Annotated in this window: 27 protein-coding genes; 13 read left to right on the forward strand and 14 right to left on the reverse strand. The window is 71.0% G+C overall.

Going from position 1 to position 23,201, the window contains the following annotated elements:
• Window positions 1-81 precede the first annotated feature (81 nt).
• On the forward strand, window positions 82-1,503 hold the full coding sequence (locus BAY60_RS14525; RefSeq protein WP_112281459.1) for an LVIVD repeat-containing protein: 1,422 nt from the start codon (window positions 82-84) through the stop codon (window positions 1,501-1,503).
• 4 nt (window positions 1,504-1,507) lie between these two features.
• Here BAY60_RS14525 and BAY60_RS14530 read toward each other — a convergent pair whose 3' ends face one another.
• From BAY60_RS14530 to BAY60_RS14540, 3 genes are read right to left on the reverse strand one after another with little or no spacing between them, the layout of a single operon-like run.
• Window positions 1,508-3,031: an alpha-amylase family glycosyl hydrolase gene (locus BAY60_RS14530; RefSeq protein ID WP_112281460.1), complete on the reverse strand. Its 1,524-nt coding sequence runs from the start codon at window positions 3,029-3,031 to the stop codon at window positions 1,508-1,510.
• 4 nt (window positions 3,032-3,035) lie between these two features.
• Window positions 3,036-3,437, reverse strand: a complete 402-nt coding sequence (locus tag BAY60_RS14535) for a globin (RefSeq protein WP_112281461.1) — start codon at window positions 3,435-3,437, stop codon at window positions 3,036-3,038.
• A 43-nt stretch (window positions 3,438-3,480) separates the two neighbouring features.
• Window positions 3,481-4,476: a mechanosensitive ion channel family protein gene (locus tag BAY60_RS14540; protein ID WP_112281462.1), complete on the reverse strand. Its 996-nt coding sequence runs from the start codon at window positions 4,474-4,476 to the stop codon at window positions 3,481-3,483.
• Between the two features lie 287 nt (window positions 4,477-4,763).
• On the opposite strand from BAY60_RS14540, the gene BAY60_RS14545 reads away from it, so the two are divergent.
• The 3 genes from BAY60_RS14545 (at window position 4,764) to BAY60_RS14560 (ending at window position 6,957) form a co-directional block, all read left to right on the forward strand.
• Window positions 4,764-5,498, forward strand: coding sequence for an HNH endonuclease (locus BAY60_RS14545; RefSeq protein WP_245992501.1), 735 nt, complete (start codon window positions 4,764-4,766; stop codon window positions 5,496-5,498).
• A 717-nt stretch (window positions 5,499-6,215) separates the two neighbouring features.
• On the forward strand, window positions 6,216-6,455 hold the full coding sequence (ctaJ, locus tag BAY60_RS14555; protein ID WP_112282391.1) for an aa3-type cytochrome oxidase subunit CtaJ: 240 nt from the start codon (window positions 6,216-6,218) through the stop codon (window positions 6,453-6,455).
• Complete coding sequence (locus tag BAY60_RS14560) at window positions 6,442-6,957, forward strand: DUF5130 family protein (RefSeq protein WP_112282390.1); 516 nt, start codon at window positions 6,442-6,444, stop codon at window positions 6,955-6,957. The genes ctaJ and BAY60_RS14560 overlap by 14 nt, the downstream gene beginning before the upstream one ends.
• A gap of 70 nt (window positions 6,958-7,027) precedes the next feature.
• Here the strand turns inward: BAY60_RS14560 and pepN are convergent, their stop codons facing one another.
• Window positions 7,028-9,592, reverse strand: coding sequence for an aminopeptidase N (gene pepN / locus BAY60_RS14565; RefSeq protein WP_112281464.1), 2,565 nt, complete (start codon window positions 9,590-9,592; stop codon window positions 7,028-7,030).
• A 157-nt stretch (window positions 9,593-9,749) separates the two neighbouring features.
• Here pepN and BAY60_RS14570 point away from each other — a divergent pair, with 157 nt between their 5' ends.
• Window positions 9,750-10,373 carry a mycothiol-dependent nitroreductase Rv2466c family protein gene (locus BAY60_RS14570; RefSeq protein ID WP_112281465.1) on the forward strand — a complete coding sequence of 208 codons (624 nt, stop codon included), beginning with the start codon at window positions 9,750-9,752 and terminating at the stop codon, window positions 10,371-10,373.
• 74 nt (window positions 10,374-10,447) lie between these two features.
• Here the strand turns inward: BAY60_RS14570 and BAY60_RS14575 are convergent, their stop codons facing one another.
• Both BAY60_RS14575 and BAY60_RS14580 read right to left on the reverse strand, forming a co-directional pair.
• Window positions 10,448-11,266 (reverse strand): MBL fold metallo-hydrolase, encoded by an 819-nt coding sequence (locus BAY60_RS14575; protein ID WP_112281466.1) that lies wholly within the window; start codon window positions 11,264-11,266, stop codon window positions 10,448-10,450.
• The gene (locus BAY60_RS14580) at window positions 11,259-11,936 is read right to left on the reverse strand and encodes a 2-phosphosulfolactate phosphatase (protein WP_112281467.1); all 678 of its coding nucleotides are present in this window, start codon (window positions 11,934-11,936) and stop codon (window positions 11,259-11,261) included. Before BAY60_RS14580 ends, BAY60_RS14575 begins: the two co-directional genes overlap by 8 nt.
• 62 nt (window positions 11,937-11,998) lie before the next feature.
• Between BAY60_RS14580 and BAY60_RS14585 the strand changes: the two genes are divergently transcribed.
• Window positions 11,999-12,472 carry a ribose-5-phosphate isomerase gene (locus BAY60_RS14585; RefSeq protein WP_211330326.1) on the forward strand — a complete coding sequence of 158 codons (474 nt, stop codon included), beginning with the start codon at window positions 11,999-12,001 and terminating at the stop codon, window positions 12,470-12,472.
• Between the two features lie 6 nt (window positions 12,473-12,478).
• Window positions 12,479-13,288, forward strand: coding sequence for an Fpg/Nei family DNA glycosylase (locus BAY60_RS14590; RefSeq protein WP_112281469.1), 810 nt, complete (start codon window positions 12,479-12,481; stop codon window positions 13,286-13,288).
• Window positions 13,289-13,303: 15 nt separating this feature from the next.
• On the opposite strand, the gene BAY60_RS14595 is transcribed toward BAY60_RS14590, so the two are convergent.
• Both BAY60_RS14595 and BAY60_RS38590 read right to left on the reverse strand, forming a co-directional pair.
• A complete protein-coding gene (locus tag BAY60_RS14595; protein WP_112281470.1) occupies window positions 13,304-14,113 on the reverse strand; it encodes a hypothetical protein in 810 nt (269 codons plus the stop codon).
• 71 nt (window positions 14,114-14,184) lie between these two features.
• Window positions 14,185-14,949 (reverse strand): NlpC/P60 family protein, encoded by a 765-nt coding sequence (locus tag BAY60_RS38590; RefSeq protein WP_425466467.1) that lies wholly within the window; start codon window positions 14,947-14,949, stop codon window positions 14,185-14,187.
• Window positions 14,950-15,268: 319 nt separating this feature from the next.
• On the opposite strand from BAY60_RS38590, the gene BAY60_RS14605 reads away from it, so the two are divergent.
• Window positions 15,269-16,153 carry a TIGR03619 family F420-dependent LLM class oxidoreductase gene (locus BAY60_RS14605; protein WP_112281471.1) on the forward strand — a complete coding sequence of 295 codons (885 nt, stop codon included), beginning with the start codon at window positions 15,269-15,271 and terminating at the stop codon, window positions 16,151-16,153.
• Window positions 16,150-16,596: a nuclear transport factor 2 family protein gene (locus tag BAY60_RS14610; protein WP_170160413.1), complete on the forward strand. Its 447-nt coding sequence runs from the start codon at window positions 16,150-16,152 to the stop codon at window positions 16,594-16,596. Before BAY60_RS14605 ends, BAY60_RS14610 begins: the two co-directional genes overlap by 4 nt.
• 25 nt (window positions 16,597-16,621) lie before the next feature.
• Here the strand turns inward: BAY60_RS14610 and BAY60_RS14615 are convergent, their stop codons facing one another.
• Both BAY60_RS14615 and BAY60_RS14620 read right to left on the reverse strand, forming a co-directional pair.
• A complete protein-coding gene (locus tag BAY60_RS14615; protein WP_211330327.1) occupies window positions 16,622-17,029 on the reverse strand; it encodes a VOC family protein in 408 nt (135 codons plus the stop codon).
• A gap of 2 nt (window positions 17,030-17,031) precedes the next feature.
• A complete protein-coding gene (locus tag BAY60_RS14620) occupies window positions 17,032-17,607 on the reverse strand; it encodes a DUF4287 domain-containing protein (protein ID WP_170160414.1) in 576 nt (191 codons plus the stop codon).
• A 91-nt stretch (window positions 17,608-17,698) separates the two neighbouring features.
• Between BAY60_RS14620 and BAY60_RS14625 the strand changes: the two genes are divergently transcribed.
• Window positions 17,699-18,070 (forward strand): YciI family protein, encoded by a 372-nt coding sequence (locus BAY60_RS14625; protein ID WP_112281473.1) that lies wholly within the window; start codon window positions 17,699-17,701, stop codon window positions 18,068-18,070.
• On the forward strand, window positions 18,067-19,287 hold the full coding sequence (locus BAY60_RS14630; RefSeq protein WP_112281474.1) for an RNA polymerase sigma factor: 1,221 nt from the start codon (window positions 18,067-18,069) through the stop codon (window positions 19,285-19,287). The genes BAY60_RS14625 and BAY60_RS14630 overlap by 4 nt, the downstream gene beginning before the upstream one ends.
• 3 nt (window positions 19,288-19,290) lie before the next feature.
• Here BAY60_RS14630 and BAY60_RS14635 read toward each other — a convergent pair whose 3' ends face one another.
• Window positions 19,291-20,160: an alpha/beta fold hydrolase gene (locus tag BAY60_RS14635; protein WP_112281475.1), complete on the reverse strand. Its 870-nt coding sequence runs from the start codon at window positions 20,158-20,160 to the stop codon at window positions 19,291-19,293.
• Between the two features lie 104 nt (window positions 20,161-20,264).
• Between BAY60_RS14635 and BAY60_RS14640 the strand changes: the two genes are divergently transcribed.
• Entirely contained in the window at window positions 20,265-20,873 is a 609-nt protein-coding gene (locus BAY60_RS14640) for a TetR/AcrR family transcriptional regulator (RefSeq protein ID WP_112281476.1), read from the forward strand.
• A 26-nt stretch (window positions 20,874-20,899) separates the two neighbouring features.
• Here the strand turns inward: BAY60_RS14640 and BAY60_RS14645 are convergent, their stop codons facing one another.
• From BAY60_RS14645 to BAY60_RS37885, 3 genes are read right to left on the reverse strand one after another with little or no spacing between them, the layout of a single operon-like run.
• The gene (locus BAY60_RS14645) at window positions 20,900-21,283 is read right to left on the reverse strand and encodes a hypothetical protein (protein WP_112281477.1); all 384 of its coding nucleotides are present in this window, start codon (window positions 21,281-21,283) and stop codon (window positions 20,900-20,902) included.
• A 1-nt stretch (window position 21,284) separates the two neighbouring features.
• Window positions 21,285-22,004, reverse strand: a complete 720-nt coding sequence (locus tag BAY60_RS14650; RefSeq protein WP_112281478.1) for a WXG100 family type VII secretion target — start codon at window positions 22,002-22,004, stop codon at window positions 21,285-21,287.
• 1 nt (window position 22,005) lies between these two features.
• Window positions 22,006-22,638, reverse strand: coding sequence for a type VII secretion target (locus tag BAY60_RS37885; RefSeq protein WP_245992502.1), 633 nt, complete (start codon window positions 22,636-22,638; stop codon window positions 22,006-22,008).
• Between BAY60_RS37885 and BAY60_RS14660 the strand changes: the two genes are divergently transcribed.
• On the forward strand, window positions 22,615-22,974 hold the full coding sequence (locus BAY60_RS14660; RefSeq protein WP_245992503.1) for a hypothetical protein: 360 nt from the start codon (window positions 22,615-22,617) through the stop codon (window positions 22,972-22,974). The genes BAY60_RS37885 and BAY60_RS14660 overlap by 24 nt on opposite strands.
• The last annotated feature ends 227 nt before the right edge of the window (window positions 22,975-23,201 follow it).

Raw genomic sequence — 23,201 nt, forward strand, 5'->3', positions numbered from 1 at the left:
AACCATCCATTCGTCGCTATCGGGTGCATACCGGCCCGGCAAGAATGGTCGGCACCCTTGCCGGTCGAGAGGAGAACCGCAGTGAAGGTTCGCAGACGCCGTGGGCTGGGGGCGATCATCGCCACGAGCGCGCTGGCCGCCGGGCTGCTGGCGAGTACCGCGACGAGCGCCACCGCCCAGAACAGCATCCCGGGCGTGGACGAGATCTCACACAGCCGCAACATGAGCCAGGTGGCGCACCTGCCGAAGCAGCCGCCGTTCGACACCCAGGCCGCGTTCGGCACCGACATCGCGTTCACCGACAACCACGCGATCGTCGGCAACTACGACGGCTTCGTCATCTACGACATCAACAAGCCGCACAAGCCGCGGATCGTCAGCCAGGTGCTGTGCCCCGGTGGCCAGAACGACGTGTCCGTCTCCGGGGACCTGCTCTTCCTGTCCACCGACTACGCACGCACCAACGACTCGTGCGTCAGCGAGCCGTCGACCTCCGCCGACCCGAACTCGTGGGAGGGCATCAAGGTCTTCGACATCAGCGACCTGGCCAACCCCGAGTACGTCGCGTCGGTGCGCACCGACTGTGGTTCGCACACGCACACGATGGTGCCGGACCGCAAGCGCGGCTCGGTGCTGCTGTACGTGTCGTCGTACTCGCCCGCGGAGGACCTGCCGAACTGCCAGCCGCCACACGACAAGATCTCCATCGTCGAGGTGCCGGTGAAGCACCCGGAGCGGGCCGCCGTCGTGGCGACGCCGGTGCTGTTCCCGGACGGCGGCAACCCCGGTGGCGAGAACCCGGACGGCACGCGCCGCTCGGCGACCACCGGCTGCCACGACCTCACCGCGTACCCGCAGAAGAACCTCATGGCCGGGGCGTGCATGGGTGACGGCGTGCTGTTCGATCTGTCCGACAAGCTCAACCCGCGCATCATCGACCAGGTGCAGGACAACGTGAACTTCGCGTTCTGGCACTCGGCCACGTTCAACAACGCGGGCACGAAGGTCATCTACACCGACGAACTCGGCGGCGGTGGCCTGCCGACCTGCAACGCGACCTTCGGGTCGAAGCGCGGCGCCGACGGCATCTACGACATCCGCGGCCGCGGGGACAACCGCAGCCTGGAGTTCCGGAGCTACTTCAAGATCCCGCGGCACCAGGCCGAGACCGAGAACTGCGTGGCCCACAACGGGTCGCTGATCCCGGTCAAGGGCCGCGACATCATGGTCCAGTCCTGGTACCAGGGCGGCGTGTCGGTGTGGGACTTCACCGACTCCGCCAACCCGAAGGAGATCGGCTACTGGGAGCGCGGTCCGCTCTCCGACACCGAGCGGGTCATCGGCGGAACGTGGTCGGCGTACTACTACAACGGCTACATCTACTCGTCCGACATCCAGAAGGGCCTGGACGTCCTCGCGATCCGTGACTGGCGCACCGCGCCGGCCAAGTGGGTCCGCTACGACGAGTTCAACGCCCAGACCCAGCCGCGATACGGGCGGTGACGGTTCACGCGTGAGGTAGTGCCAGCCACGCGGCGGCGTCGGCGGGCAGCCTCCCCTCCACGAGGGGAGCGCTGGAGAGCAGGACGTCGCCGCGTGGCACCGGCACGGGTGCGGCCGAGGTGTTGAGCGCGCACACCAGCCCGCCCGGGCTGCGCCGGTAGGCGAAGCAGCCGGGGGGCGCGCCGTACCACTCCAGCTCGTCGCCGGCGAACGCCGGATGCTCCCGGCGCAACTCCAGCGCCTTCCGGTACAGCGACAGCGTCGAGGTCTCGTCCTCGAGCTGGGCCTCGACCGTCAGTGGTGCCCAGTCCGGCGGTATCGGCAGCCAGGTGCCGGGGTGGATCGAGAACCCGAACGGCGGCTCGTCGCCTTCCCACGGCAACGGCACCCGCGAGCCGCGACCGGGCGGGCCGGTGTCGTCGAGGCCGAGTTCCTCGCCGTTGTAGAGACACACGGCCCCGGGAAGGCCGAGCAGCACCAGCGCCATCGCGCGCGCCCGCCTGCGACCGCGTTCACCGCCGCCGTAACGCGAGGCCTGCCTGGTCACGTCGTGCCCGGCCGCCGCCCACGTGGGCGGCGCGCCCACCGGCGCCACGGTGGCCAGTGCCCGCTCGATGCAGGCCTGCAGGGCGTCGGCGTCGAACGGCGTGCGCGCCAGCCGGTGCTCCACGGCCAGGTGCAGCTCGTTCGGCCGCAGATAGCGGGCGAACCGTTCCTCGCCGCTCACCGGGACCTCTCCGAGCGCCACCGCGTGCGGGTACTCGTCGAGCACCTTGCGCACCAGCTGGTGGATCTCGTGGACGCCGTCGTCGTCGAAGCGTGGATCGGGCAGGCCGTGCGGGCCCATGTCGGGCAGGTCCGCGGGCTTGGCCATGGCGTGCGCGCCCGTGATGCGCACGCCGTCGGCACCGCGGTCGAGCCAGAACCGCAGCGTGTGCTCGAAGTCGGCCCGCACCTCGTGGTTGGCCCAGTTGAGATCCGGCTGGGCGGGCCCGTGGACGTGCAGGTACCACTGCCCGTCGGGCACCCGGGTCCAGGCGGGGCCGCCGTCGACGGCGACCCAGTTGTTGGGTGGAAGCTCGCCGTGCCGCCCGGCGCCGTCGCGGAAGTGATAGCGCTCCCGCTCCGGGCTGCCCGGCGCCGCGGCGAGCGCGTCGGCGAACCACGGGTGCTTGTCACTGGTGTGGTTGGGCACCACGTCGAACAGCACGCGCAGGCCACAGGCGTGCGCCTCGGCGACGAGCGCGGTCACCGTGTCGAGGTTGCCGAGCACAGGGTCGACCGCGCGCGGGCCCGCGACGTCGTAGCCGTCGGCGACCATGGGGGAAAGGTAGAACGGTGTCAGCCACAGCGCGTCCACGCCCAGCAGCTCCAGGTAGCCGAGCCTGCCGCGGACGCCTTCGAGGTCGCCGATGCCGTCGCCGTCGAAGTCGGCGAACGAGCGCACGAACACCTCGTAGATCACCGCATTGCGCCACCAGGGAACTCCGCCCCGGGGCTCCCGCCTCGCCGCGACCGCTCTGGTCACCGGGTCACACCCAGCTGTTCATCATCGAATGCGCGGCCATCTCCAGGTACTGCCACAGCTGCGAGCGGTGCGGCTCGGGGATTCCGCTCTCGTCCACGGCGACCCGCATGGCGCGCAGCCAGGCGTCGCGCTCGATGGGGCCGATCTTGAACGGCGCGTGGCGCATGCGCAGCCGCGGATGGCCGCGCTGGTCGGAGTAGGTGTGCGGGCCGCCCCAGTACTGCATGAGGAACAGCCGCAGCCGTTCCTCGGCGGGGCCGAGGTCCTCTTCCGGGTACAGCGGGCGGAGCACCTCGTCCTCGGCGACCTCGGCGTAGAAACGCGCGACGAGCTTGCGAAACGTCGCCTCGCCGCCGACCGCGTCGTAGAAGCTCCGCGGATCCACGGCTTCCGGCTCACTGCTCACGTCTGCCACGTCTCCATTCTGCCTGTCCGGCCGGGGCCGGTTCTCACGCCCCGTTGCCCGGTGGCGTGGTGAAGAAGCGGCCCAGCGGCGGCTGGAAACCGGCGCGCTCCAGGGCCTGCATCACGTCCGCGCGCAGTGCGCGCTGCACGGCCCACTGGCGGCCGGGCCGCACCTTGACGGTGAGCCGGAGCTGCATGCTCTCGGGGGTGACGTTCTCCACACCGAGCACCTGGGGCGGTTCGAGCACGTCGGGCGCCAGGTCGGGGCCGGAGACGGCGTTGCTGGCCACGTCCTGCAGCACGGCGGTGGCCTTGGCGACGTCGGTGTTGTAGCTGAGCGGGATGTCCACGACCGCCACGGCGTAGCCCTGGCTGGAGTTGCCGACCCGCAGCACCTCGCCGTTGCGGACGTACCAGACGGTGCCGTTGATGTCGCGCAGCGTGGTGATGCGCAGGCCCACCGACTCCACCTCGCCGACGGCCTCCCCGACGTCGACGATGTCGCCGACGCCGTACTGGTCCTCCAGCATCATGAAGATGCCCGAAAGGAAGTCGCGGACGAGGTTCTGCGCGCCGAAGCCGAGGGCGACGCCGACGATGCCCGCCGAGGCCAGGATCGGCGCGAGGTTGATGCCGAGCTCGCCGAGGATGAGCACCACGGCGAGGCCGTACACGACGGCGGTGGTGAGGGATCGGAGCACCGAGCCGATGGTCTTGGCGCGCTGTCTTCGGCGCTCGATGACCGCGGGTCCGAGCACCTCGGGGGCGCGTTCGCGCAGCGGGCGCAGCAGGGCGGGGATCCGGCCGTCACCGTCGCCCTCGCCGTTGGCCGGGGTGCGCGTCAGCCGGTCGATCAGCTTGCGGATCAGGTACCGCGCGAGCACGGCCGCGACGACGATCAGCAGGATGCGCAGCGGCTTGGCCACCAGCCAGTCCGCGGAGCCGGCGAGCCATTCGTTGCCGGTGATGCGCCAGATCTGCTGGCACCACGTGCCCGCCTCGTTGATGCAGTCCGGAGGGTCGCTGAGCAACTGCTTCACTCGCCGGGTACTCCTTTCCATGCTGTGACGCCGACCACTGCCGATGCGCCTGGGGACACTCGGTAAGGCAGGTTGACCACGTCGAGTCCCCCAGCAACCGTACTTGGAGATGACACGTTGCTTAAGCGACGTGCGTTCCGGGTGCGATCTGTGGTCAACTAGCCGTGTTCAACGAGGTGCGTGCGGGCACGAGGTGCCGCCGAGGCGGTCGCGGCCCATCGGCGAATCCGTCGATCCGCGCATCCGCTTGGACTACAGCCTAGGGCTGCACCGGTGGAGGTGGTCGCGTGCCAGACCGACAACCGAGCCCCCATGGCGTCCGAGCCCGGCATCCGGCCGGGCAGGCGCCGGAGGCCAAGCTGTGCGCGCCGACGGGCGTCAGTCCGGGCGGGACGCTGTTGAGCGGACCCCAGCCCGCAGGCCCGCCGAGCCGGGGTGGCCGGATCACCCGCACGCACAGCCAGCGGCGCTCACGGGACCCGGGATCGGGGATGGCGACGCCCGGCTGGGGCAAACGCCGCGTGCTGTTGCTCAACGCCACATTCGAGCCGCTGACGGCGCTGCCGTTGCGGCGCGCCATCGTGCTGCTGATCTGTGGCAAGGCGGAGGTCGTGCACGAGGATCCCGCCGGGCTGACGCTGCACGCCGCGACCATGGCGGTCGAGGTGCCGTCGGTGATCAGGTTGAGCACGTACGTGCGCGTACCCTACCGGGCGCAGGTGCCGCTCACGCGGGCCGGGCTCATGCATCGCGATCACTACCGCTGCGCCTACTGCGGCGGCCGCGCCGAGACGATCGACCACGTGGTGCCGCGCAGCCGGGGTGGCGCGCACTCGTGGCAGAACTGCGTGGCCTGCTGCGCCAAGTGCAATCACCGCAAGGCCGACAAGCTGCTGTCGGAGATCGGCTGGCGGCTGCGGGTGGTGCCGCGCGCGCCGCACGGCCCGCACTGGCGGCTGCTCGCGCACTCCGGCGAGGCCGATCCGCTCTGGAGGCAATACCTCGGCGCCCCCGCCGCGTAGCGCGGGCGGGGGCGTGCCGGATGGTGGTGGTGTGTGGCGTCACCTTCTGCCGGTGACGTCGTTTGTCAGTCGTTCGGGTCGCCTTCGGCGCTCGGTCGCGTCTCAGGCGGTCACGCGGGTGCCGCAGGTGACTCGGGTACCACGCGTCACGCGGGTGCCGCGCGTCACACGGGTGCCCATCGTGACCCTCGTGCCAGCCGTGACGCGGGTGCCGCGGGTGACTCGGGTACCACGCGTGACGCGGGTACCGGCGGTCACGCGGGTGCCACGGGTGACGCGAGTACCCCGAGTAACGCGCGTGCCGGCCGTCACCCGAGTGCCGCACGTGACGCGTGTACCCCGAGTAACGCGGGTGCCTCGCTCGATCGACACGTCGAAGGGTGACGAAACGGTGTTGTCGTTCGCCTGGGCGGGGGTCAGGGCGATGGGCATGAGAAGTCCTCCTATGACCGGTGTGTGAGCTGTCGGGGATGGGGAGGGTGAGGCGCAAGGCCCGTACAGGTGAAAAACGTACGAGGATTTCAGGAGGCGGACAAGGCCGTGGCGCCCGGTGCCGCCGCCCGTACGTTGAGTTGCAACCTTTCGCGAACGCCGCTTCAGCCCAACGTGGGAGTAGGGACGTGGCAAGCGGCGGACGGCGCGTTTCACGCGATGAACGGCGAGCGCTTTCACCCGGCTCCTGCGGTGGACCGGCGCGCCGTCGGATACCCTGCGGCCGTGAGCATCCTCGAGACGACCTTGGTCTTCGCGGCGATCCCGCTCGCCATCTACGCCGTGTGCGCTCTGCTGACCCTGCGTTCGAAGTTCGCGGGCAGGCCGAGGTACCGGCCGGGGCAGGCGTGGGAGTACCCGCCCATGTGGTGGACCGGCAGCCGGGACGGTGCGGGCGAGCCGCAGGCCGACGGCGAGCCGGCAGGTGCATCGAAGGTTCGGGGAGGTGCCCGTGGGAGCTGGTGAGCTGACCCAGGTGCAGGAGGTCCAGGAGGGCAAGTCGACCGGGCTGGAGGGCACGGAGCTCCAGCCGGGTGCCGCGGTGACCGCAAGTGGCCGTGTGTCGGTGGCGCAGATGTACGAGCCGCCTGCTCCATCCGGCCCATTCACCACCGCACAGCTGGCGCGGCTCGACGAGGCTCTGACGCTGGCCAGCCGGGACACCGGCCTCGAGTTCAGTATCTACCTCGGAGAGCTCGGTGACGACAGCCGAGCGGGTGCGGAATCGTTGCACGACACACTCGGCCCGCGCGGCGACGAGGTCGTGCTGATCGCCGTGTCGCCGGGCGAGCGCGTGGTCGAGGTCGTCACCGGCTCCGAGGCGATGCAGCGGCTGCCCGACCGGGGCGCCAAGCTCGCCGTGATGAGCATGGTCGCCTCGTTCAAGGAGGGCGACCTGATCGGCGGGCTCATCAGCGGCCTGCGGATGATGTCCGACCAGGCGGGCCGCGACCCCCACGCCGACTGACCCAGGCCTCCGCACCCGGCCCGGCTCCCTGCGTCCGCGCAGGCAGCCGGGCCGGATGCCGGAAAGCCGGTCAGCTCTCGTCGAACTCGCGAGCCGCGAGGGCCCGCAGGATGCCGGCCCGGCCCTCGGAGACCAGCCGGCGCAGGGCGGGCGGATGCTCGCCCTCCAGCCAGGTGTCCGCTGCCGCGACACCCTCCTTCGTCACCGACCAGGACGGGTAGAGCCCGACCGCGGTCGGCTGCGCGCGCTCGCTGGAGCGGCGCGCCCACACGTCGTCGATCACGTCGAAGTACGCGCCGACGTAGTCGTCGAGCAGGTGCTTCTGTGCCGGGTGCGAGAAGCCCGAGATGATCGCCTCGTTCACCGCGTTCGGCAGCTCGTCGTCGTGGACGGCCCGCTGCCAGGCCTGCGCCTTGGCCTCCGCCGTCGGCCGCAGCGCGCGGGCCCGCTCGGCGTGCCTGCGCCCGGTCGCGGTGTCGTCCCGCGCCTGCTCGGCGTCGATCTCGGCGTCGGAGGCCCTGCCGTGCGCGACGAGCGCGTGCAGCAGCCTCCAGCGCAAATCCGTGTCGACCGTGAGACCCTCCAGCGGTGCCGAGCCGTCGAGCCAGCCCGCCAGCACGTCCAGCGTCGCGTCGTCGAGCACGGCGCCGGTGAGCGCGTTGACGAACGCCAGCTGGTGGTCGGAGCCCGGCTCCGCCTCGCGGGCGAGCGTGAGCAGCCGCGTGGCGAACGCGGGCCAGCCTTCCGCGTGGGCCCACTTCTGCCCCGCGTAGGAGTTCAGCGCGGTCTGCGCCTGCAGCAGCAGCCGCTGCACCACGCCCACCTCGGTCTCGGCGTGGATGCCGCGCAGCACCAGTGTCGTGAAGTCGCGGGCCTTCAGCTCCGCCTCGCGGGTCATCTCCCACGCCGCCGACCAGCACAGCGTGCGCGGCAGCGGCTCGGTGATGTCGGCGATCCGGTCGATGAGCGTCACCAGCGAGTCGCTGTCGAGCCGCATCGTGCAGTAGGTGAGGTCGTCGTCGTTGACCAGCACCAGCTTGCCCGCGCGGACGCCCACCAGGTCGGGCACCTCCGTGCGCTCGCCGTCGACGTCCAGCTCCACGCGGTGGGTCCGCACGAGCTTGCCCGCGCCGTCGTCGTCGTAGACGCCGACGGCGATGCGGTGGGTGCGCAGCTCGCCCGCGCCCGGTTTGGCGCCGCTCTGCAGCACGGCGAACGACGAGAACCGCCCCTCGCCGTCCACCTCGAACCGCGGGCGCAGCGAGTTCAGCCCCGTGGTCTCCAGCCACTGCGCGCTCCACCAGGACAGGTCCCGGCCGGATGCCTCCTCCAGCGCGGCGAGCAGGTCGGCCAGTGTCGCGTTCTCCCAGGCGTGCTTGCGGAAGTACACCTTCAGGCCGGACAGGAAGTTGTCGAGCCCGACGTAGGCGACGAGCTGTTTGAGCACGCTCGCGCCCTTGGCGTAGGTGATGCCGTCGAAGTTGACCTCGACGGCGTGCAGGTCCACGATGTCGGCCGCGATCGGGTGCGTGGACGGCAGCTGGTCCTGCCGGTAGGCCCACGACTTCTCGATGTTGGCGAAGCTGGTCCAGGCGCCGGTGTACTCCGTGGCCTCGGCCTGCGCGAGCACACTCGCGAACGTCGCGAACGACTCGTTGAGCCACAGGTCGTCCCACCAGCGCATGGTGACGAGGTTGCCGAACCACATGTGCGCCATCTCGTGGAGCAGCGTTTCCGCGCGCCGCTCGTAGGCGTAGCGGGTGACGCGGCTGCGGAAGACGTAGTCCTCCAGGAACGTCACGGCGCCCGCGTTCTCCATCGCGCCCGCGTTGAACTCGGGTACGAACAGCTGGTCGTACTTGGAGAACGGGTAGGTGACGCCGAAGTTCTCGTGGTAGAAACCAAACCCCTGCTTCGTCTCGGTGAACAGCCGGTCGGCGTCCATGTACTCCGCGAGCGAGGCGCGGCAGTAGATCCCTAGCGGGATGGTCTTGTGCTCGTCGGTGTACTCGTCGCGCCATTCCGCGTACGGCCCGGCGATGAGCGCCACGAGGTAGGTCGAGATGCGCTCGGAGACGGCGAACACCGTGCGCACCGCGCCTTCCGGGGTGTCCTCACGCGACTCGACGAGTGCGTTGGACACCACCTTCCAGTCGCGCGGCGCGACGACCGTGAGCCGGTAGGTCGCCTTCAGGTCCGGCTGGTCGAAGCAGGCGAACATGCGCTTCGCGTCGGCGGTCTCGAACTGCGTGTAGAGGTAGACGCCGCCGTCCACCGGGTCGACGAAGCGGTGCAGCCCCTCGCCGGTGTTCATGTAGCGGCAGTCGGCGTGCACGACGAGCTCGTTGGCGGAGGCCAGCTCCGGCAGCGCCAGGCCGTCGTCCTCCACGTAGCCGGACACGTCGAGCGAGGCGCCGTTGAGCGTGGCCGAGCGCACTCCCGCCGCGACGATGTCCACCCAGGAAGCCTCGCCCGGCCGCCGTGCGGCGAACCGGATGGTCGTGCGCGAGTCGAACGTGCTCTCGCCGGGGCGGCCGTGGCCGTCGGTGAGGTCGAGCTCGATGTCGTAGGACTCGACATCGAGCAGTTCGGCGCGCTGCTTGGCTTGGTCACGGGTCAGGTTCGGGGCGGCCACGGACACCTCTGTGCTGGTCGGGATCGGTTGGTCTGCTTGGCGCAATCCAATCATGCGCGGGCGCGCCGCGGGGATCAGGGAACAAGCGGCGCGCCGTTGCTGTTGCGCGTAAAAGGCTCACCTACCCACAGCTGTCGCACACCAATCAGGAGACGTCATGACGACAGGCCAGACCACAGGCACGACGAGGGTCGACTTCTACTTCGATCCGGTTTGCCCGTTCGCCTGGATCACGTCCCGGTGGATTCTCGAGGTCGAGCGGCACCGTGACCTCGACCTCAACTTCCGGGTGATGAGTCTCGCCGTGCTCAACGAGGGCCGCGACCTGCCGGAGGAGTACCGGAGCCTGCTGGAGAAGGCGTGGGGTCCGGTCCGCGTGGCCGTCGCGCTCGCGCAGCGGCAGGGGGAGAGCGTGCTGCGGGACTTCTACACCGCGTTCGGTGTGCGCTACCACAACCAGGACAACAAGGACGTCGACGTGGTGCTCAAGGAGGCGCTGGCCGAGGTGTCGGCGCCGCCCGAGCTGCTGGAGGCGGCGACGTCGGCCGAGTACGACGAGGCGCTGCGCAAGAGCCACCACGAGGGCATGGACCCGGTGGGCATGGACGTCGGCACGCCGACCATCCACGTCAACGGTGTCGCCTTCTTCGGCCCCGTCCTGTCGTCGATTCCGCGCGGCGAGGACGCGCTGAAGCTCTTCGACGGCGCCGTGGCGATGGCGAGTTACCCGGACTTCTTCGAGCTCAAGCGCACGAGGACCGGCGAGCTGAACTTCAGCTGAGCTGCCCGGCGTCGAGCCCAAGGTGACCTTCGGTACACGACACGTACCCAAGGTCACCGTGGGCTCGCGCCCGGCTAGCGATGCGGCTCCAGCGCCGCCTCGGTGACGTCGGCGGGAAACGGTGAGCGGGCCAATGCTTCCTCGCGGGTCAGGCCACCCTCCTCGACCCGCTCGCGCAGCTGCGCCAGCCGCGCGAGCGGCTCGCGCTGCGCGGCGACGAACGCGGCGTCCACCGGTTCCCCGTGGCCGGGCACGATGACTCGCCCGCCGAGCGCGAGCAGGTCGTCCAGGGCGGCAGGCCAGGTCGCCAGGCTGCTGTCCGGGCCGAAGGACTCGGTGGTGAACGACCCACCGGGTGCGTGCTCGACGAGATCCCCGGCGAACGTCACGCCCGCGTCGGGAACGTGGACCAGCAGGTCGTGTCCGGTGTGCGCCGGTCCCGCGTGTGCCAGGACGACGGTGCGCCCGCCGAGCGCCAGCTCCGCGTGGCCGCCGACGAGCCGGCCGGGCAGCACGATCTCGGTGCCCTCCAGGTCCGCGGCGATCGCGGGTTTGCCCTCGGCGCGGTAGCGCTGCGCCCAGCGCCGCCGATCGCCCGGACCGTCGTCGGCCAGCGCGGCGCGGCAGCCCGGGTGAGCCCACACGTCGCACGGCAGGAACGCCGCCGTGCCGAAGCTGTGGTCGAAGTGCGCGTGGGTCAGCGCCACGCTCCACGGCAGCGGCGTCACCGTGCGGACCGCGGCGGCCAGCTCGGCGCCCTGCGCGGCGCCGCCGCGCGTGTCGACCACCAGGCAGCGCCGCGCGCCCACGACGAGGCCGACGGACAGGTCGAGCTCGGCATAGCGGCGTACGAGCACCCCGTCGCCGACCTCGATCCAGCGGCCCTCACCCATGCCGGTACACCCCGTCGCCGCCCAGCACGGGTACCACGGCCGAGACCCCGACCGCACCGGCGTGCTTGACGACGTGCCGCTCGCCGTGCGCGCGCAGCTCCCGGCCCGACACGCACTCCGCGACCAGCGCGCCGATGCGCTCACCCGCGGCCCGGAACGTCAGCGCGGCCAGCGAGGCCTCGGGCGAGGCGTCGCCCGCGCCGAGGTCGAGCAACGCGGCGACGACCGCCCCTGCGCCGAGGTGGTCCTCGGCACAGGGACGCAGCGGCCCTTCGGCCCCGGGCCGCGCCGCCAGGTCCACGCCCCATCGCTCGCCGCCCGCGACGATGCCGATGGGAGCCTCGCCGGCGAGCTGCGCGACGGCTCGCGCCACCGCCGCGGCATTGCGCAGGCAGGCGGTGAGCACGTGAGCGCCCGTGGCCGACGCCTGCGCCGACAGCGTGGCTCCGTTCGGTGACCGCAGTGGCACGGCGTCCCCGGGCGGCGGGTCCGGCTCCGCCCAGCGCACCGGCCGCACCCGGCGGCCCTCGGCGAGCAGCAGATCGACCCGGGTGGAGAACGACAGCACGTCGACCACCACGAGCACCCGGCAGTCACCGGACAGGGCGGCGAGGCCCTCGGTGCCCCAGTCGAGCCGCAGCCCGTAGCCGGATTGTGCGAACACCGTCACGGCACGTCAGGATGCCCCCTCCGGCGCGGCCACGAACAGGCGGGATGGCACACTCCCTGCCTGTGCGTGTGTATCTGGGTTCCGACCATGCGGGTTTCGAGCTGAAGAACCACCTTGTCGCCCACCTGCGCGAGCAGGGGCACGAGGTGACCGACATCGGCCCGCACGTCTACGACGCGGCTGACGACTATCCCGCCTTCTGCATCGAGACCGCGCGCCGCGTGGTCGCCGACGAGGGCAGCCTCGGCATCGTGATCGGCGGCTCCGGCAACGGCGAGCAGATCGCCGCCAACAAGGTGCCGGGTGCGCGGGCCGGGCTGGCGTGGAGCATCGAGACCGCCAAGCTCACCCGTGAGCACAACCACGCGCAGCTCATCGGTGTGGGCGCGCGGATGCACAGCAACGAGGAGGCCACGGCGATCGTCGAGGCGTTCCTGGCTACCCCTCCTGACACGGACGAGCGGCACGCGCGGCGCGTCCGGCAGATGATGGACTACGAGCGCACCGGCACGCCGCCCGCGCTGCCCCAGGCCTGAGACCGCATGCCCGAGGGGCACACCCTGCATCGGCTCGCCCGGCTGCACCAGCGGCGTTACGCGGGCGCGCCGGTGCGGGTGTCCAGTCCGCAGGGGCGTTTCGCCGGTGAGGCCGCGGCGCTCGACGGCAGGACGTTCGTCCGCGCCGAGGCCTACGGCAAGCACCTGTTCCACGACTACGGTCCACACGGAATCGTTCACGTCCATCTTGGACTCTACGGCACCTTCACCGAGGCCCGGCTGCCCGAAGAACCGCCCTTCGGGCAGGTGCGCATGCGGCTCACCGGCCGGACACATTGGACCGATCTGCGTGGGCCCACCCGGTGCGAGCTGCTGTCGGCCGTGGAGACCGACGCGATCAAGGACCGGCTCGGGCCCGATCCGCTGCGTTCCGACGCGCAGCCCGAGCAGGCGTGGCGGCGGATCTCGCGGTCCCGGACCTCACTGGCCGCGCTGCTGATGGACCAGTCGGTGATCGCCGGTGTCGGCAACGTCTACCGCGCCGAGGTGCTGTTCCGGCACGGGATCGCGCCGATGCTGCCGGGCCGCTCGCTCGACGCGGCGCTGTGGAAGGACGTCTGGGACGACCTCGTGGCCCTGATGCGCGCGGGGGTGCGCAGCGGGCGGATCGACACGGTGGCCGACGAGCACCTGCCCGAGGTCACCGGCAGGGCGCCCCGGAAGGACCGCCACGGCGGCGAGGTCTACGTCTACCGCCGCGCCGGGCAACCGTGCCTGGTGTGCGGCACGCCGGTGGCCCAGACGGAACTGGCAGGCCGGAACCTGTACTGGTGTCCGGCCTGCCAGCCGGCCTGACCGGCGAGGCTCGGGCTAGAAGCCGCCGAAGTCGCCGCCTCCGAAGTCGCCGAAGCCACCTCCGAAATCACCACCGCCGAAGTCACCGCCGCCGAAGTCCCCTCCGGCGTCACCACCCGCGTCGCCGGCATCACCACCGGCGTCACCGGCGTCGCCGCCCTCCATGGCGTCCTCCTGGCCTGCGTCGTAGCCGTCCTGCCAGGCGTCGGCCGAGGCGATGCCCGCCATGCCGGAGAACATCGCGCTGAACAGCAGCATGGAGCCGAAGCCCCAGGCGCCGGCCACCAGGGCGGGCTTCCACCACGGCTCGCTGTACCAGCCGCGGGGGACCGGCCGCCCGGCGACGCGGCCGCCCGGGTAGTAGTGCGGCGTGTGGGAACTCGGCTCCGGAGAGGCCTCGTAGTGGTGGCCCTCGACGTCCACCGCGCGGTGCTCGGTGACCTTGCCCGCGCGCTCCCGCTCACTGTCCTCGGGCAGCGGCGGGCCGGGGTCCATGCCCATGGCCTCGCGCGCCGCGCGCACGTAGTAGAGGCCCTCCAGAGCCGTCTCCTTGACCAGGCGTGCCTGTTCGGCGGTCTGGGCCTGCTCCATTTGCGAGCCTGCCGCGTTGTACCGCTCGGAGGCGTCGGCGAGAGCCTGCTGGGATGCCAGGTCGGTGCCCGTCAGGTTCAGCACCTGCCCGCCGAGGCGCTCCAGCCACCGGCGTGCCTCACTCTTGGCGTCCTCGAGTTGCCGCCGTTTCGCCTCGGCCTGCGACCGGATCAGGTAGAAGCCGCCGCCGACGACGATCAGCAGGAGCACGATCACGACGATCGCGGTACCCATGGGTCACTCCCGGTTGTTGGTTCGACTAAACCGGACAACGCGGACGGTATCCCAGCAGTTCCCGCGACGCCTCACCAGGCGCGGCCGACCGTGTACGCGCCGGTCCAGATGTCCTGCTTGCGCACGACGTCACCGGACTCGGGAGCGGCCCAGAGCTGGTTGCCGCCCGCGTAGATGCCCACGTGGTAGACGCTGCCGTCGCTGTTGTGGAAGAACACCAGGTCACCGGGCCGCTTGTCGCTCTTGGCGACCTCGCGGACCGCGGCGCGCTGCTGGCTGGAGGTGCGCGGCAGCTCGATCCCGGCGAGCTTGTGCGCGTACTGCGTCAGGCCCGAGCAGTCGAAGCTGTCCGGGCCGTTCGCGCCGTAGGAGTACGGCTCGCCCGCCTGGTCGGCGGCGGAGCCGACCACGCGCTGGCCTGCCGGTTTCGGCGCGGGCTTCGGCTTCCAGGCCTGCACCGTCAGTGCCCTGGACGCCGCCGGGTCGTACACCTGGTCGCCGGTGAAGCGCAGGCGCCACTGGCCGCTGCGGTCGATCGTGGCGGCGATCGAGGCGACGCCCTCTGCGTTGGTGGTGGTCGTCCTGGCGACCGACCACGGCTGGTCGGCGTCGCCCCGGCGTTCGAGGGCGACCTTCTCGCCGGACAGCGGCCGGTCGCCCATGCCGGTCAGCGTGCCGGTGAACGTCAGCTGGGTGCCCACCTTCACCGAGCCGGGCTCGGACTCGATGCTCTGCTGGGTGGGCATGATCGCGGAGCCGGTCCCGGCGAAGCCGAGCAACGCCGTGGTGCCTGCGGCGAGCACAACGGCCGACCGTCTCCAGGATGTCGCGGGCACTTTGTTCCTCCCGGTTGTGTGGCAATGACCAAATGTGTTCCCCCGACTCCCGCCCGGCCTTTCTCGCCGGTGCGGTAGCTGAACGGTAAGCACGTGAATCGCCTGGTAGGAAAGCCGTGTGCAGTGGGTGACGTGATTTCGTCGACAAATCGAAGAATGACGTTTAACGCATTGAGCGGCACCGACCTCGACAAAGGCGCCACCCGGCCGGAATGCGATGTGTGCTATTCGGTGGTGCGCATCACCCTGGCGGGGTGGTCTCCGTCACCGCCGACGTGGCCCTGGCCAGAAAAACTAGAACACGTTATAGTTCGGCGCCATGAAGTTCACCCTGTCCGTCGCGCTCAGCCCGCTCGACCAGCTCACCGAGCTCGCCGCCGCGGCGGAGGAGTGCGGCTTCGACGCGATCGCGCTGCCCGACTCGCTGTTCTACTCGGAGACGGTGACCGCCGACTATCCGTACACGCCGGACGGGAGCCGGTTCTGGGACGAGGAGACCCCGTGGGCCGACCCGCTGGTCGCTTCGGCCGCCATGGGCGCGGTGACCAGCCGGATCCGCTTCTACACCTCGGTGCTCAAGCTCGGTTCCCGCAACCCGGTGCTGCTGGCCCGGCAGGTGGGCTCGGTCGCCGCCCTCACCGGTGACCGGTTCGGGCTCGGGCTCGGCGTGGGCTGGTCGCCGGAGGAGTTCCGGTGGTGCGGCGCGCCGTACGAGCAGCGCGGCAAGCGGGTGGACGAGGCCATCGAGGTGCTGCGGCTCATCCTGGGCGGCGGCATGGTCGAGTACCACGGCCGGTTCTTCGACTTCGGCAAGCTGCGGATGAGCCCCGCGCCCCGCGAGCGCGTGCCGTTCTACATCGGCGGGCACACCGAGGTGGCGTTGCGCAGGGCCGTGCGGGTGGGCGACGGCTGGGCGTCGGCGATGATGAAGTTCGACGACCTGCGCTCGACGATCCAGCGGCTGCGCGACCTGCGCGCCGAGTACGGGCGCGAGGCCGAGCCGTTCGAGATCCAGGCCGTGTGCGTCGACCGGTTCGGGCTCGACGGCTACCGCGAGCAGGCCGACGTCGGCGTCACCGACGTGATCACCGTGCCCTGGGTGTTCGACGGCCACGGCTTCGACGCCCCGGTGAGCGTCAAGAAGGACTCGATCGCCAGGTTCGCCGACGAGATCATCACCAGGTTCGAGGAGGGCCGATCGTGAGCGTGACGGTGTGCTGGGACCCGGCCGCGGAGCAGCCGCCCGCGCGGCAGGCGGCCTGGCGGTCGATGAACGCGGTGATCGCGGGGGACAAGCCGGGCTGGCTCGCGCTGTTCCATCCCGACGGTGTCATCGAGGACCCGGTGGGCCCTTCGATGTTCGACGAGGAGGGCAAGGGCCACCACGGCAGCGAGGGGATCTCCGCGTTCTGGGACAAGACCATCGCCAACGTCGAACGGTTCGAGTTCGTCATCCGCGACTCCCACGCCGCGGGTGACGAGGTGGCCAACGTCGGCACGATCACCACCTACCTGCCCGGCGGCTACCGCGTCGACACCGACGGCGTGTTCGTCTACAAGGTCGGCGAGGACGGCCGGATCGTGTCGATGCGGGCGTTCTGGGAGACCGAGCGGGCCATGGCCACGGCGCGGCAGGTCACCACCTAGCCGTCTCGCCCGCCCGGTCAGCGCGTCACCGGTCCTCGACGACGTAGAGCACGTTGCCGTCCGGGTCGCGGAAGCCGAACATCGGCGGCACGCCCTCCCACCGCAGCAGCTCGTCGACGTCCACGTCCTGCTCCGACAGCCGCGCGTGCAACGCCGTCGCGTCGGCGGTGGTGAACCGGATGCCCGTGTCCACGCCGGCCGCTCCGCGTCCGGGTGCCGGGCTCAACGCGACGCTGACCGGCGAGCCGGGCGGGCGCACCTCGATCCAGCGCCCGCCCAGCTGCGCCATCGGCACGTCGACGACCGGCTCGAAGCCGAGCGCGCCGGTGTAGAAGGCCAGCGCCCGGTCCTGGTCGCTCACCGGAACGCCCACGGTGCGGATCATGCCGATGGCGGTGTCGGTCTTGTTGGTCTTGTCGGTCTGCTGCGTCATGGTCAGCTCTCCTGTCTCTTCTGGTCTTCCAGGTCGGTCCGCAGGGCGCTCAGGCGCTCCCGCCAGAACGCCTTGAGACGCTCGGCGGTGGCGGGGTCCGGCAGGTGCTCGTGTTCCACCGCGACGCGGCTCCGGCCCGCGCCGACGGCCTCGAACGTGACGCTGACCCGGCTGCCGTCGGCGGCCCAGTCGAAGCGCACCGACCGGTGCGGCCGCGCGGTCCGCTCCCGCAGGGCGATGCCGGGCAGCCAGCGTTCGCGCGTTCCGGGGCGCACGACCGCGGCGTAGAGCCGCTCCACCGGCACGCTCATCGTCGCGCTGCTGCCGACGGTGAACGTGCCGTCCGGCCGCACGCCCGCCGGGCGCAGTCCTCTGGCCTGCTCGTACTCAACGATCAGCTTCTGCGCCCACCAGGCACTCATGCCGTGCTCGGCGCGCAGCCAGCCTGCGATCTCCCGGAACGGGCGGCCCGGCGCGCCCCACTCGTCGAGCACGGCGAACCATGCGGCGTAGTCCCGGCCGGTGGCCCGGCGAAGTCCCGGACGGCGCTGCGCGGGATCCCGTTCGGCTGCGATCATCATGTCCTCCTCGGTTCACGACGAGGTAGAAGCTGCGGCGCCGGTTTCGACATCGCGGGTGAGAAGAAGCCGGAAAACTTTGGAGGCACGCGTGAAGTACCTGGTGCTGATCTACACGAACCCGGACGCGCGGCGACTGTGGGAGCAGTTGCCCGAGGCCGAGCAGGCGCAGGGCCTGCGGGCCTACGCGGCACTGAACGAGGAGCTGGCGGCGTCGGGGGAGATGATCGTGTCGGAGTCGCTGGCCGATCCGTCACTCGCCCGGCAGGTGACCGTGCGCGGCGGGCAGATCTCGGCCACCGACGGCCCGTTCGCCGAGACCAAGGAGCAGCTGGCGGGCTTCTACCTCGTCGAGTGCGGCAGCCTCGAGCGCGCCACCGAGATCGCCGCCCGGATTCCGGAGGCGGAGGCGGGTGTGATCGAGGTGCGGCCCGTCCGCACGTTCAGCGGGCTGGAGATGTGAGTGGGGGCGCGGCGGTCGAGGGCCTGCTGCGGGAGCTGGCGCCGCAGGTGCTCACCCGGCTCGTCCGGCGTTACGGTGACTTCGACAGCAGCGAGGACGCCGTGCAGGAGGCGCTGCTGGCGGCCGCGCAGCAGTGGCCGGACGAGGGCGTGCCGGAGAACCCGCGCGGGTGGCTGGTCACGGTCGCCTCCCGGCGGCTCATCGAGATGGTGCGCAGCGACGCCGCACGGCGGCGCCGGGAGGCCGGCACCGCGCAGCGGGAACCGCCGCCGGGCGAGCAGCAGCCGTCCGCGGACGACTCGCTGACGCTGCTGCTGCTCTGCTGCCACCCGTCGCTGACACCGGCCTCGCAGGTGGCGTTGACGCTGCGGGCGGTCGGTGGCCTGACCACGGCCGAGATCGCGCGGGCCTACCTGGTACCCGAGGCGACCATCGGCCAGCGCATCAGCCGGGCCAAGCAGCGGATCACGGCGAGCGGCGCGCGGTTCCGGTTGCCCTCGGCCGAGGACCGGCCGCGGCGGATCGCCGGTGTGCTCCAGGTGCTCTATCTCGTGTTCAACGAGGGGTACACGGCGAGCTCGGGGGCCGAGCTGGTGCGGACCGACCTCGTCGCCGAGGCCGTCCGGCTCGCGCGGCAACTGCACGCGGCGGTACCCGAGGACGGCGAGGCGGCGGGCCTGCTCGCGCTCATGCTGCTCACCGACGCGCGCCGGGCGGCGCGGACCCGCGACGACGGCGCGCTCGTGCCGCTCGCCGAGCAGGACCGCGGCCGGTGGGACCGGAACGCCATCGACGAGGGGCTCGCACTGGTGGAGCGGACGCTGGCGTCCGGCCCGGTGGGGCCCTACCAGCTGCAGGCGGCCATCGCCGCCGTGCACGCCGAGGCGCCGCGGGCCGAAGACACGGACTGGCCGCAGATCCTGGCCCTGTACGACCTGCTGCGCCTGACCGCGCCGGGCCCGATGGTCACGCTCAACCGGGTCGTCGCCGTGGCCATGGTGCACGGCGCGGAGGAGGGGCTGCGGTTGCTGCGCGAGGTGGAGGCCGAGGAGGCGCTCGCCGGGCATCACCGTGTGGACGCGGTGCGGGCTCACCTGCTCGAGCTGGTGGGTGACCGCACGGCCGCGCGCGAGGCCTACCTGCGTGCGGCGCGGCGCACCCTCAGCGTGCCGGAGCAGCGCTACCTCCGCTCGCGTGCGGTGGCGCTGGGCGAGTAGCCGTCAGGCGGTGGCGCAGGAGGCGATGAGCCTCGCAGTGGCCTCCGGCTGGTCCTCGCTGACGTAGGTGTAGGAGTCGGCGACGGTGTGCAGTTTCGCGTCGAGATCGGCTGCGTAGCGCCGCGCGTGGTCGAGGGGGAACACGCGATCCTCGGCGGCCCAGACGAAGTGGATCGGCACCGGGGCCTCGCGGACGAGCCGATGTGCCGCGTCCTGGACGTAGCGCTCGGACACCGCGCCGATGGCCTTGCGGCCGTCGACCCGGATGTCCGCCCGGTCGATCACCGGCCGCACGTAGCTGTTCATCGCCTCGGCCTCGATCGGGTACTTCGCCAGCCAGCCGTAGGTGTTGTGCCAGCGCCACGTGCGCGGAACCCGCAGCACCTGGTAGAGCGCGCGGTAGGTCAGCGGGTTGGCTGCGGTCGCCTTCAGCAGCCCGAAACCGCCTGGTGTCGGCGGCCAGGTGTCCTCCGGCGTCTCGCACGAGCTGAGCACGAGCCTGCCCAGCCGCTCGGGGTGGTGCACCGCCACGAGCTGGCTGTAGGCGCCGCCGGAGTCGTTGCCGACCAGCGTCACGTCCCGCAGGTCGAGCGCCTCGAGCAGGTCCGCGAGCACACGGGCGATGCCCGGCGGCGACAGGTCGGCGTCGCGGCGCATCGGCACGGTGTGCGACCCGAGAGGCAGGTCGGGTGCGATGCACCGGAAGTCCTGCGCCAGCGCCGGAACGACCTTGCGCCACAGGTTCGCGTTCACCAGGTAGCCGTGGGCGAACACGATGATCGGGCCGCTGCCACGGTCGTGGTAGCGCACGGTGCCGGAGGGCAGCCGCACCTCGCGCGGCTCACCGAGGCGTGTGTCTCGCCAGTCGTTCATCGGTCACGACCTCCGTTGGCCAACTATTGCAACCGTTGCAAAAAGTATGCCGGGCACGGTAGCGGGCACGGGCGGTTCTTGCAACGATGGCAACAATGGCCGGTATGGATCCGCGGAAGCGGCGCACGATCGACGCCCTGCTGCATGCGGCGGAGGAGACCTTCGCGGCCCGTGGTGTCGACGAGACGACGGTGGACGAGATCGCCTCGCGGGCGGGGGTGGCGGTCGGCTCGATCTACAACCACTTCGGCTCCAAGGCGGGACTGCACGCCGCCGTGGTGGAGCGGGCGCTGGGCGCCGACCGCGACCACATGGACCGCGCGTACACGGCCGACCGGTCGCCGGTCGAGCAGTTGTATGCCGCGGCGGAGGAGTACCTGGGCTTCTACCTGGCCTACCCGGAGTACTTCCGGATGCTGGCGTTTCCGAGCGCACCCGGTCAGTACGCGGCGGGCCAGGAGCTCGCGGAACGGCTGGCGCGCTCGGTCGACGAGCAGAACCGGCGGCTCGTGGACGCGCTGCGACGCGGCATCGCCGCCGGTGCGCTGCGGGAGGTCGACCCCGAGCAGGTGGCCACGATCCTGTGGGCGTCCTGGAACGGCGTGATCAGCCTCGGCTGGCGGCCGGACAGCCTGCGCCGCACCGAATCCGAGCTACGCGACCTGCTGCACACGGCGACCGATGTGGTGGCGCGTGGCCTGCTGGCCCGCTGAGAGAGGGGGTCTCGCCCGGAACCGTGTCAGCGCATCCAGGTGCGGTCGCTGAAGTCCTCGTCGTCGCCGTCGTCATCGCCCCGTGCCGCCGTCGGGGTCTCGGCGTCCGCGCGCACCTGCTCGAACTGCTCCTCGCCCTGCCTGGCGAGCTCCTCCCGTTCCTCCTCCGAGAGATTGCGGTAGGTCTCGGCGCCCTGTTCGGCGAGCGGATTCAGGACGCGGGCGAACGCGGGCGTGTGCACCATGTCGCGCAGGCTCCGCCGTCCCGACGTGACGTCGTCGACGAGCCGGGCGAACTCCGGGTCGTCGACCTTGTCGCGCAACACCCCGAGCGAGTTCTTCACGTGCTTCGACAGCGCCACGTCGCCGCGCGCGATGTCGAGGGTCGGTTCCTGCTCGCTGCCGCTCAACTCAGACTCCAGGGTGGTCGTAGTTGCCCGCGGGCAACGCCTGCAGGTCGTTGTCCTTGAGCGTGCTCAGATAGCCGGCCATGACGCCGACGAGGGCCTGCGCGGAGTTCCACGCGGCGGTGTGGGCGTCGAGCACCTTGCCCCAGGTGCCGATCGCCTTGCTGATCGTCACCGCGGCGGCGGCTCCGGACAGGATCGGTCCGATGATGGTCCAGCTGCTCGCGGCGGCGGCCGCGAGTTCGATCCCGATCGCGATCAGGTAGTCGAAGAGCGTCTCCATGAAGCCCTTGACCGCGTTCGCCGTCTCGTACATGCCGACGGCGGCCTGCTTGAGCTCCCGTCCCATGGCGTTCAGCGTGCTTTCCTGGTCCGCGATCGCGTTGGCGACACGGGTGAAGTACTCGACTGCCGTGTCGGCGGCGTTGCCGGTCCAGCCCTCGCGCACGGTGGTCAGGCCACTCGTGATGACGTTGGCGAAGTCGCTGTTGAAGGCACCGAGGTTCTCGCAGGCGATGCCGGCCTTCTGGACGGCCTCGAAGTCGCCCGCGAACTTCTCGGCCACCCATTCGCCGGGATTGACGCCGGTCACCAGCCCGATCGCCTCACCGACCCAATAGGACACGCTGATGTACTGGCTGACGCCGATGACGCTTTCGAGCAGGTCGGGGACCGGGTCCGACGAGGTCGGCGGCGTCAGCTGGGAAGAAGGGGAGTCGGCCATGTCACGCACCCGCCTCGGGGTAGGTGCTGTCCATGCGCTCGGCCTCGGCCTTGTCGGTGTTGCCGTACATCATCGCCGCCTTGTCCACTTCGGATGCCGCGGCCTGCGCGATGCCTGCCAGCCGCTCGTAGTTCTCGGTGAGCGCGTTCCTCGCGTCGGTCACCGCGCCCACGATGGTCTGGAAGATCCCGGCGTCACCGCCGCTGAGGTTCAGGTGGTCCTCCGCGTAGCCCTTCGCCGCGTTCGCCTCGGCGACGAGCCCGTCCAGCTCTTCGCCGAAGGCCGAGATGACCCGCGGCTCGGCAATGAAGCCCCCCATGGTCCCTCCCCGTTTTCCGTCATCCGAAGCGATCAACTCCGGACATCGGACGGGCGCGGCTAGAATTCGGTTCCGTCCGAGTTCCGTCATGGTGACAGGAGTTCTCCAGTGCCGCATCACGATGGCGTCGTCACGTTGCCTGCCGAGTTCGTGGGCCGGCCGGGCAGCTTGCCGCGCCATTGTTCGCGACACGGCCTGCCTGCGGTCCGACAGAAGGACTTCGTTCTCCAGTCGAAGGTGAAGATCAAAGGCAACCGGTTCCTGCAGGTCGGTGGCCGAGGCGTTCTCGGGATGGCCGAACGCCTCGATCAGCACCGCAGGAACGTGCGCGTCGCCGACGTCAAGGGGTGGCCACTGTGCCGGAAATGCACCCGGACGAGGGCGTGGTGGCTGACCGTCGCGTCGGTTCTGTTCTTCGGTGGCCTGGCGGCGTTCGCGGGCGCGCTGATCGTGGCCGGGGTCACCGATGGCATGCCGTGGCTGGCTGGTGTGGCCGTCGCCGGTTTCGTGCTGATGCCGCTCTCCGCGTTCCCGTTCGTGCTGGGGAGTCTGCCCCGGCTGACCGGTGCGCAGACCTCGCCTGACGGCGCCTCGGTGATCGTCACCAATCCCAGCGAGGCGTTCGCGGCGGAGGTGCCGTCGGCCCGGTAGTGGTCCGTTCGTGGCACGAGACGGCGAACGGCGGCTCCCGATGCTCGGGAACCGCCGTCCGGAGACCGCCTCTGACGTGCGTGGACGTCGTGGAGCGGGCGACGGGAATCGAACCCGCGTAGCCAGTTTGGAAGACTGCGCGGGCACGCTGGATCAACTGCCTGACCTGCGGCTGAGACGCTGTGACCGGGACCGCATGGTCGACGCCGTTCACCTATACGTTTACA

Source organism: Prauserella muralis (assembly GCF_003202285.1).
Taxonomy (GTDB): Bacteria; Actinomycetota; Actinomycetes; order Mycobacteriales; family Pseudonocardiaceae; genus Prauserella_B; species Prauserella_B muralis.

Bases quoted from the DNA above. Each gene is read 5' to 3' on its own strand.
- BAY60_RS14570 (WP_112281465.1), top strand. From the start codon at position 9,750: ATGACGACAGGCCAGACCACAGGCACGACGAGGGTCGACTTCTACTTC.
- BAY60_RS14575 (WP_112281466.1), bottom strand. From the start codon at position 11,266: ATGGGTGAGGGCCGCTGGATCGAGGTCGGCGACGGGGTGCTCGTACGC.
- BAY60_RS14590 (WP_112281469.1), top strand. From the start codon at position 12,479: ATGCCCGAGGGGCACACCCTGCATCGGCTCGCCCGGCTGCACCAGCGG.
- BAY60_RS14595 (WP_112281470.1), bottom strand. From the start codon at position 14,113: ATGGGTACCGCGATCGTCGTGATCGTGCTCCTGCTGATCGTCGTCGGC.
- BAY60_RS14605 (WP_112281471.1), top strand. From the start codon at position 15,269: ATGAAGTTCACCCTGTCCGTCGCGCTCAGCCCGCTCGACCAGCTCACC.
- BAY60_RS14615 (WP_211330327.1), bottom strand. From the start codon at position 17,029: ATGACGCAGCAGACCGACAAGACCAACAAGACCGACACCGCCATCGGC.
- BAY60_RS14620 (WP_170160414.1), bottom strand. From the start codon at position 17,607: ATGATCGCAGCCGAACGGGATCCCGCGCAGCGCCGTCCGGGACTTCGC.
- BAY60_RS14635 (WP_112281475.1), bottom strand. From the start codon at position 20,160: ATGAACGACTGGCGAGACACACGCCTCGGTGAGCCGCGCGAGGTGCGG.
- BAY60_RS14640 (WP_112281476.1), top strand. From the start codon at position 20,265: ATGGATCCGCGGAAGCGGCGCACGATCGACGCCCTGCTGCATGCGGCG.
- BAY60_RS14650 (WP_112281478.1), bottom strand. From the start codon at position 22,004: ATGGCCGACTCCCCTTCTTCCCAGCTGACGCCGCCGACCTCGTCGGAC.
- BAY60_RS14660 (WP_245992503.1), top strand. From the start codon at position 22,615: ATGGCCGAACGCCTCGATCAGCACCGCAGGAACGTGCGCGTCGCCGAC.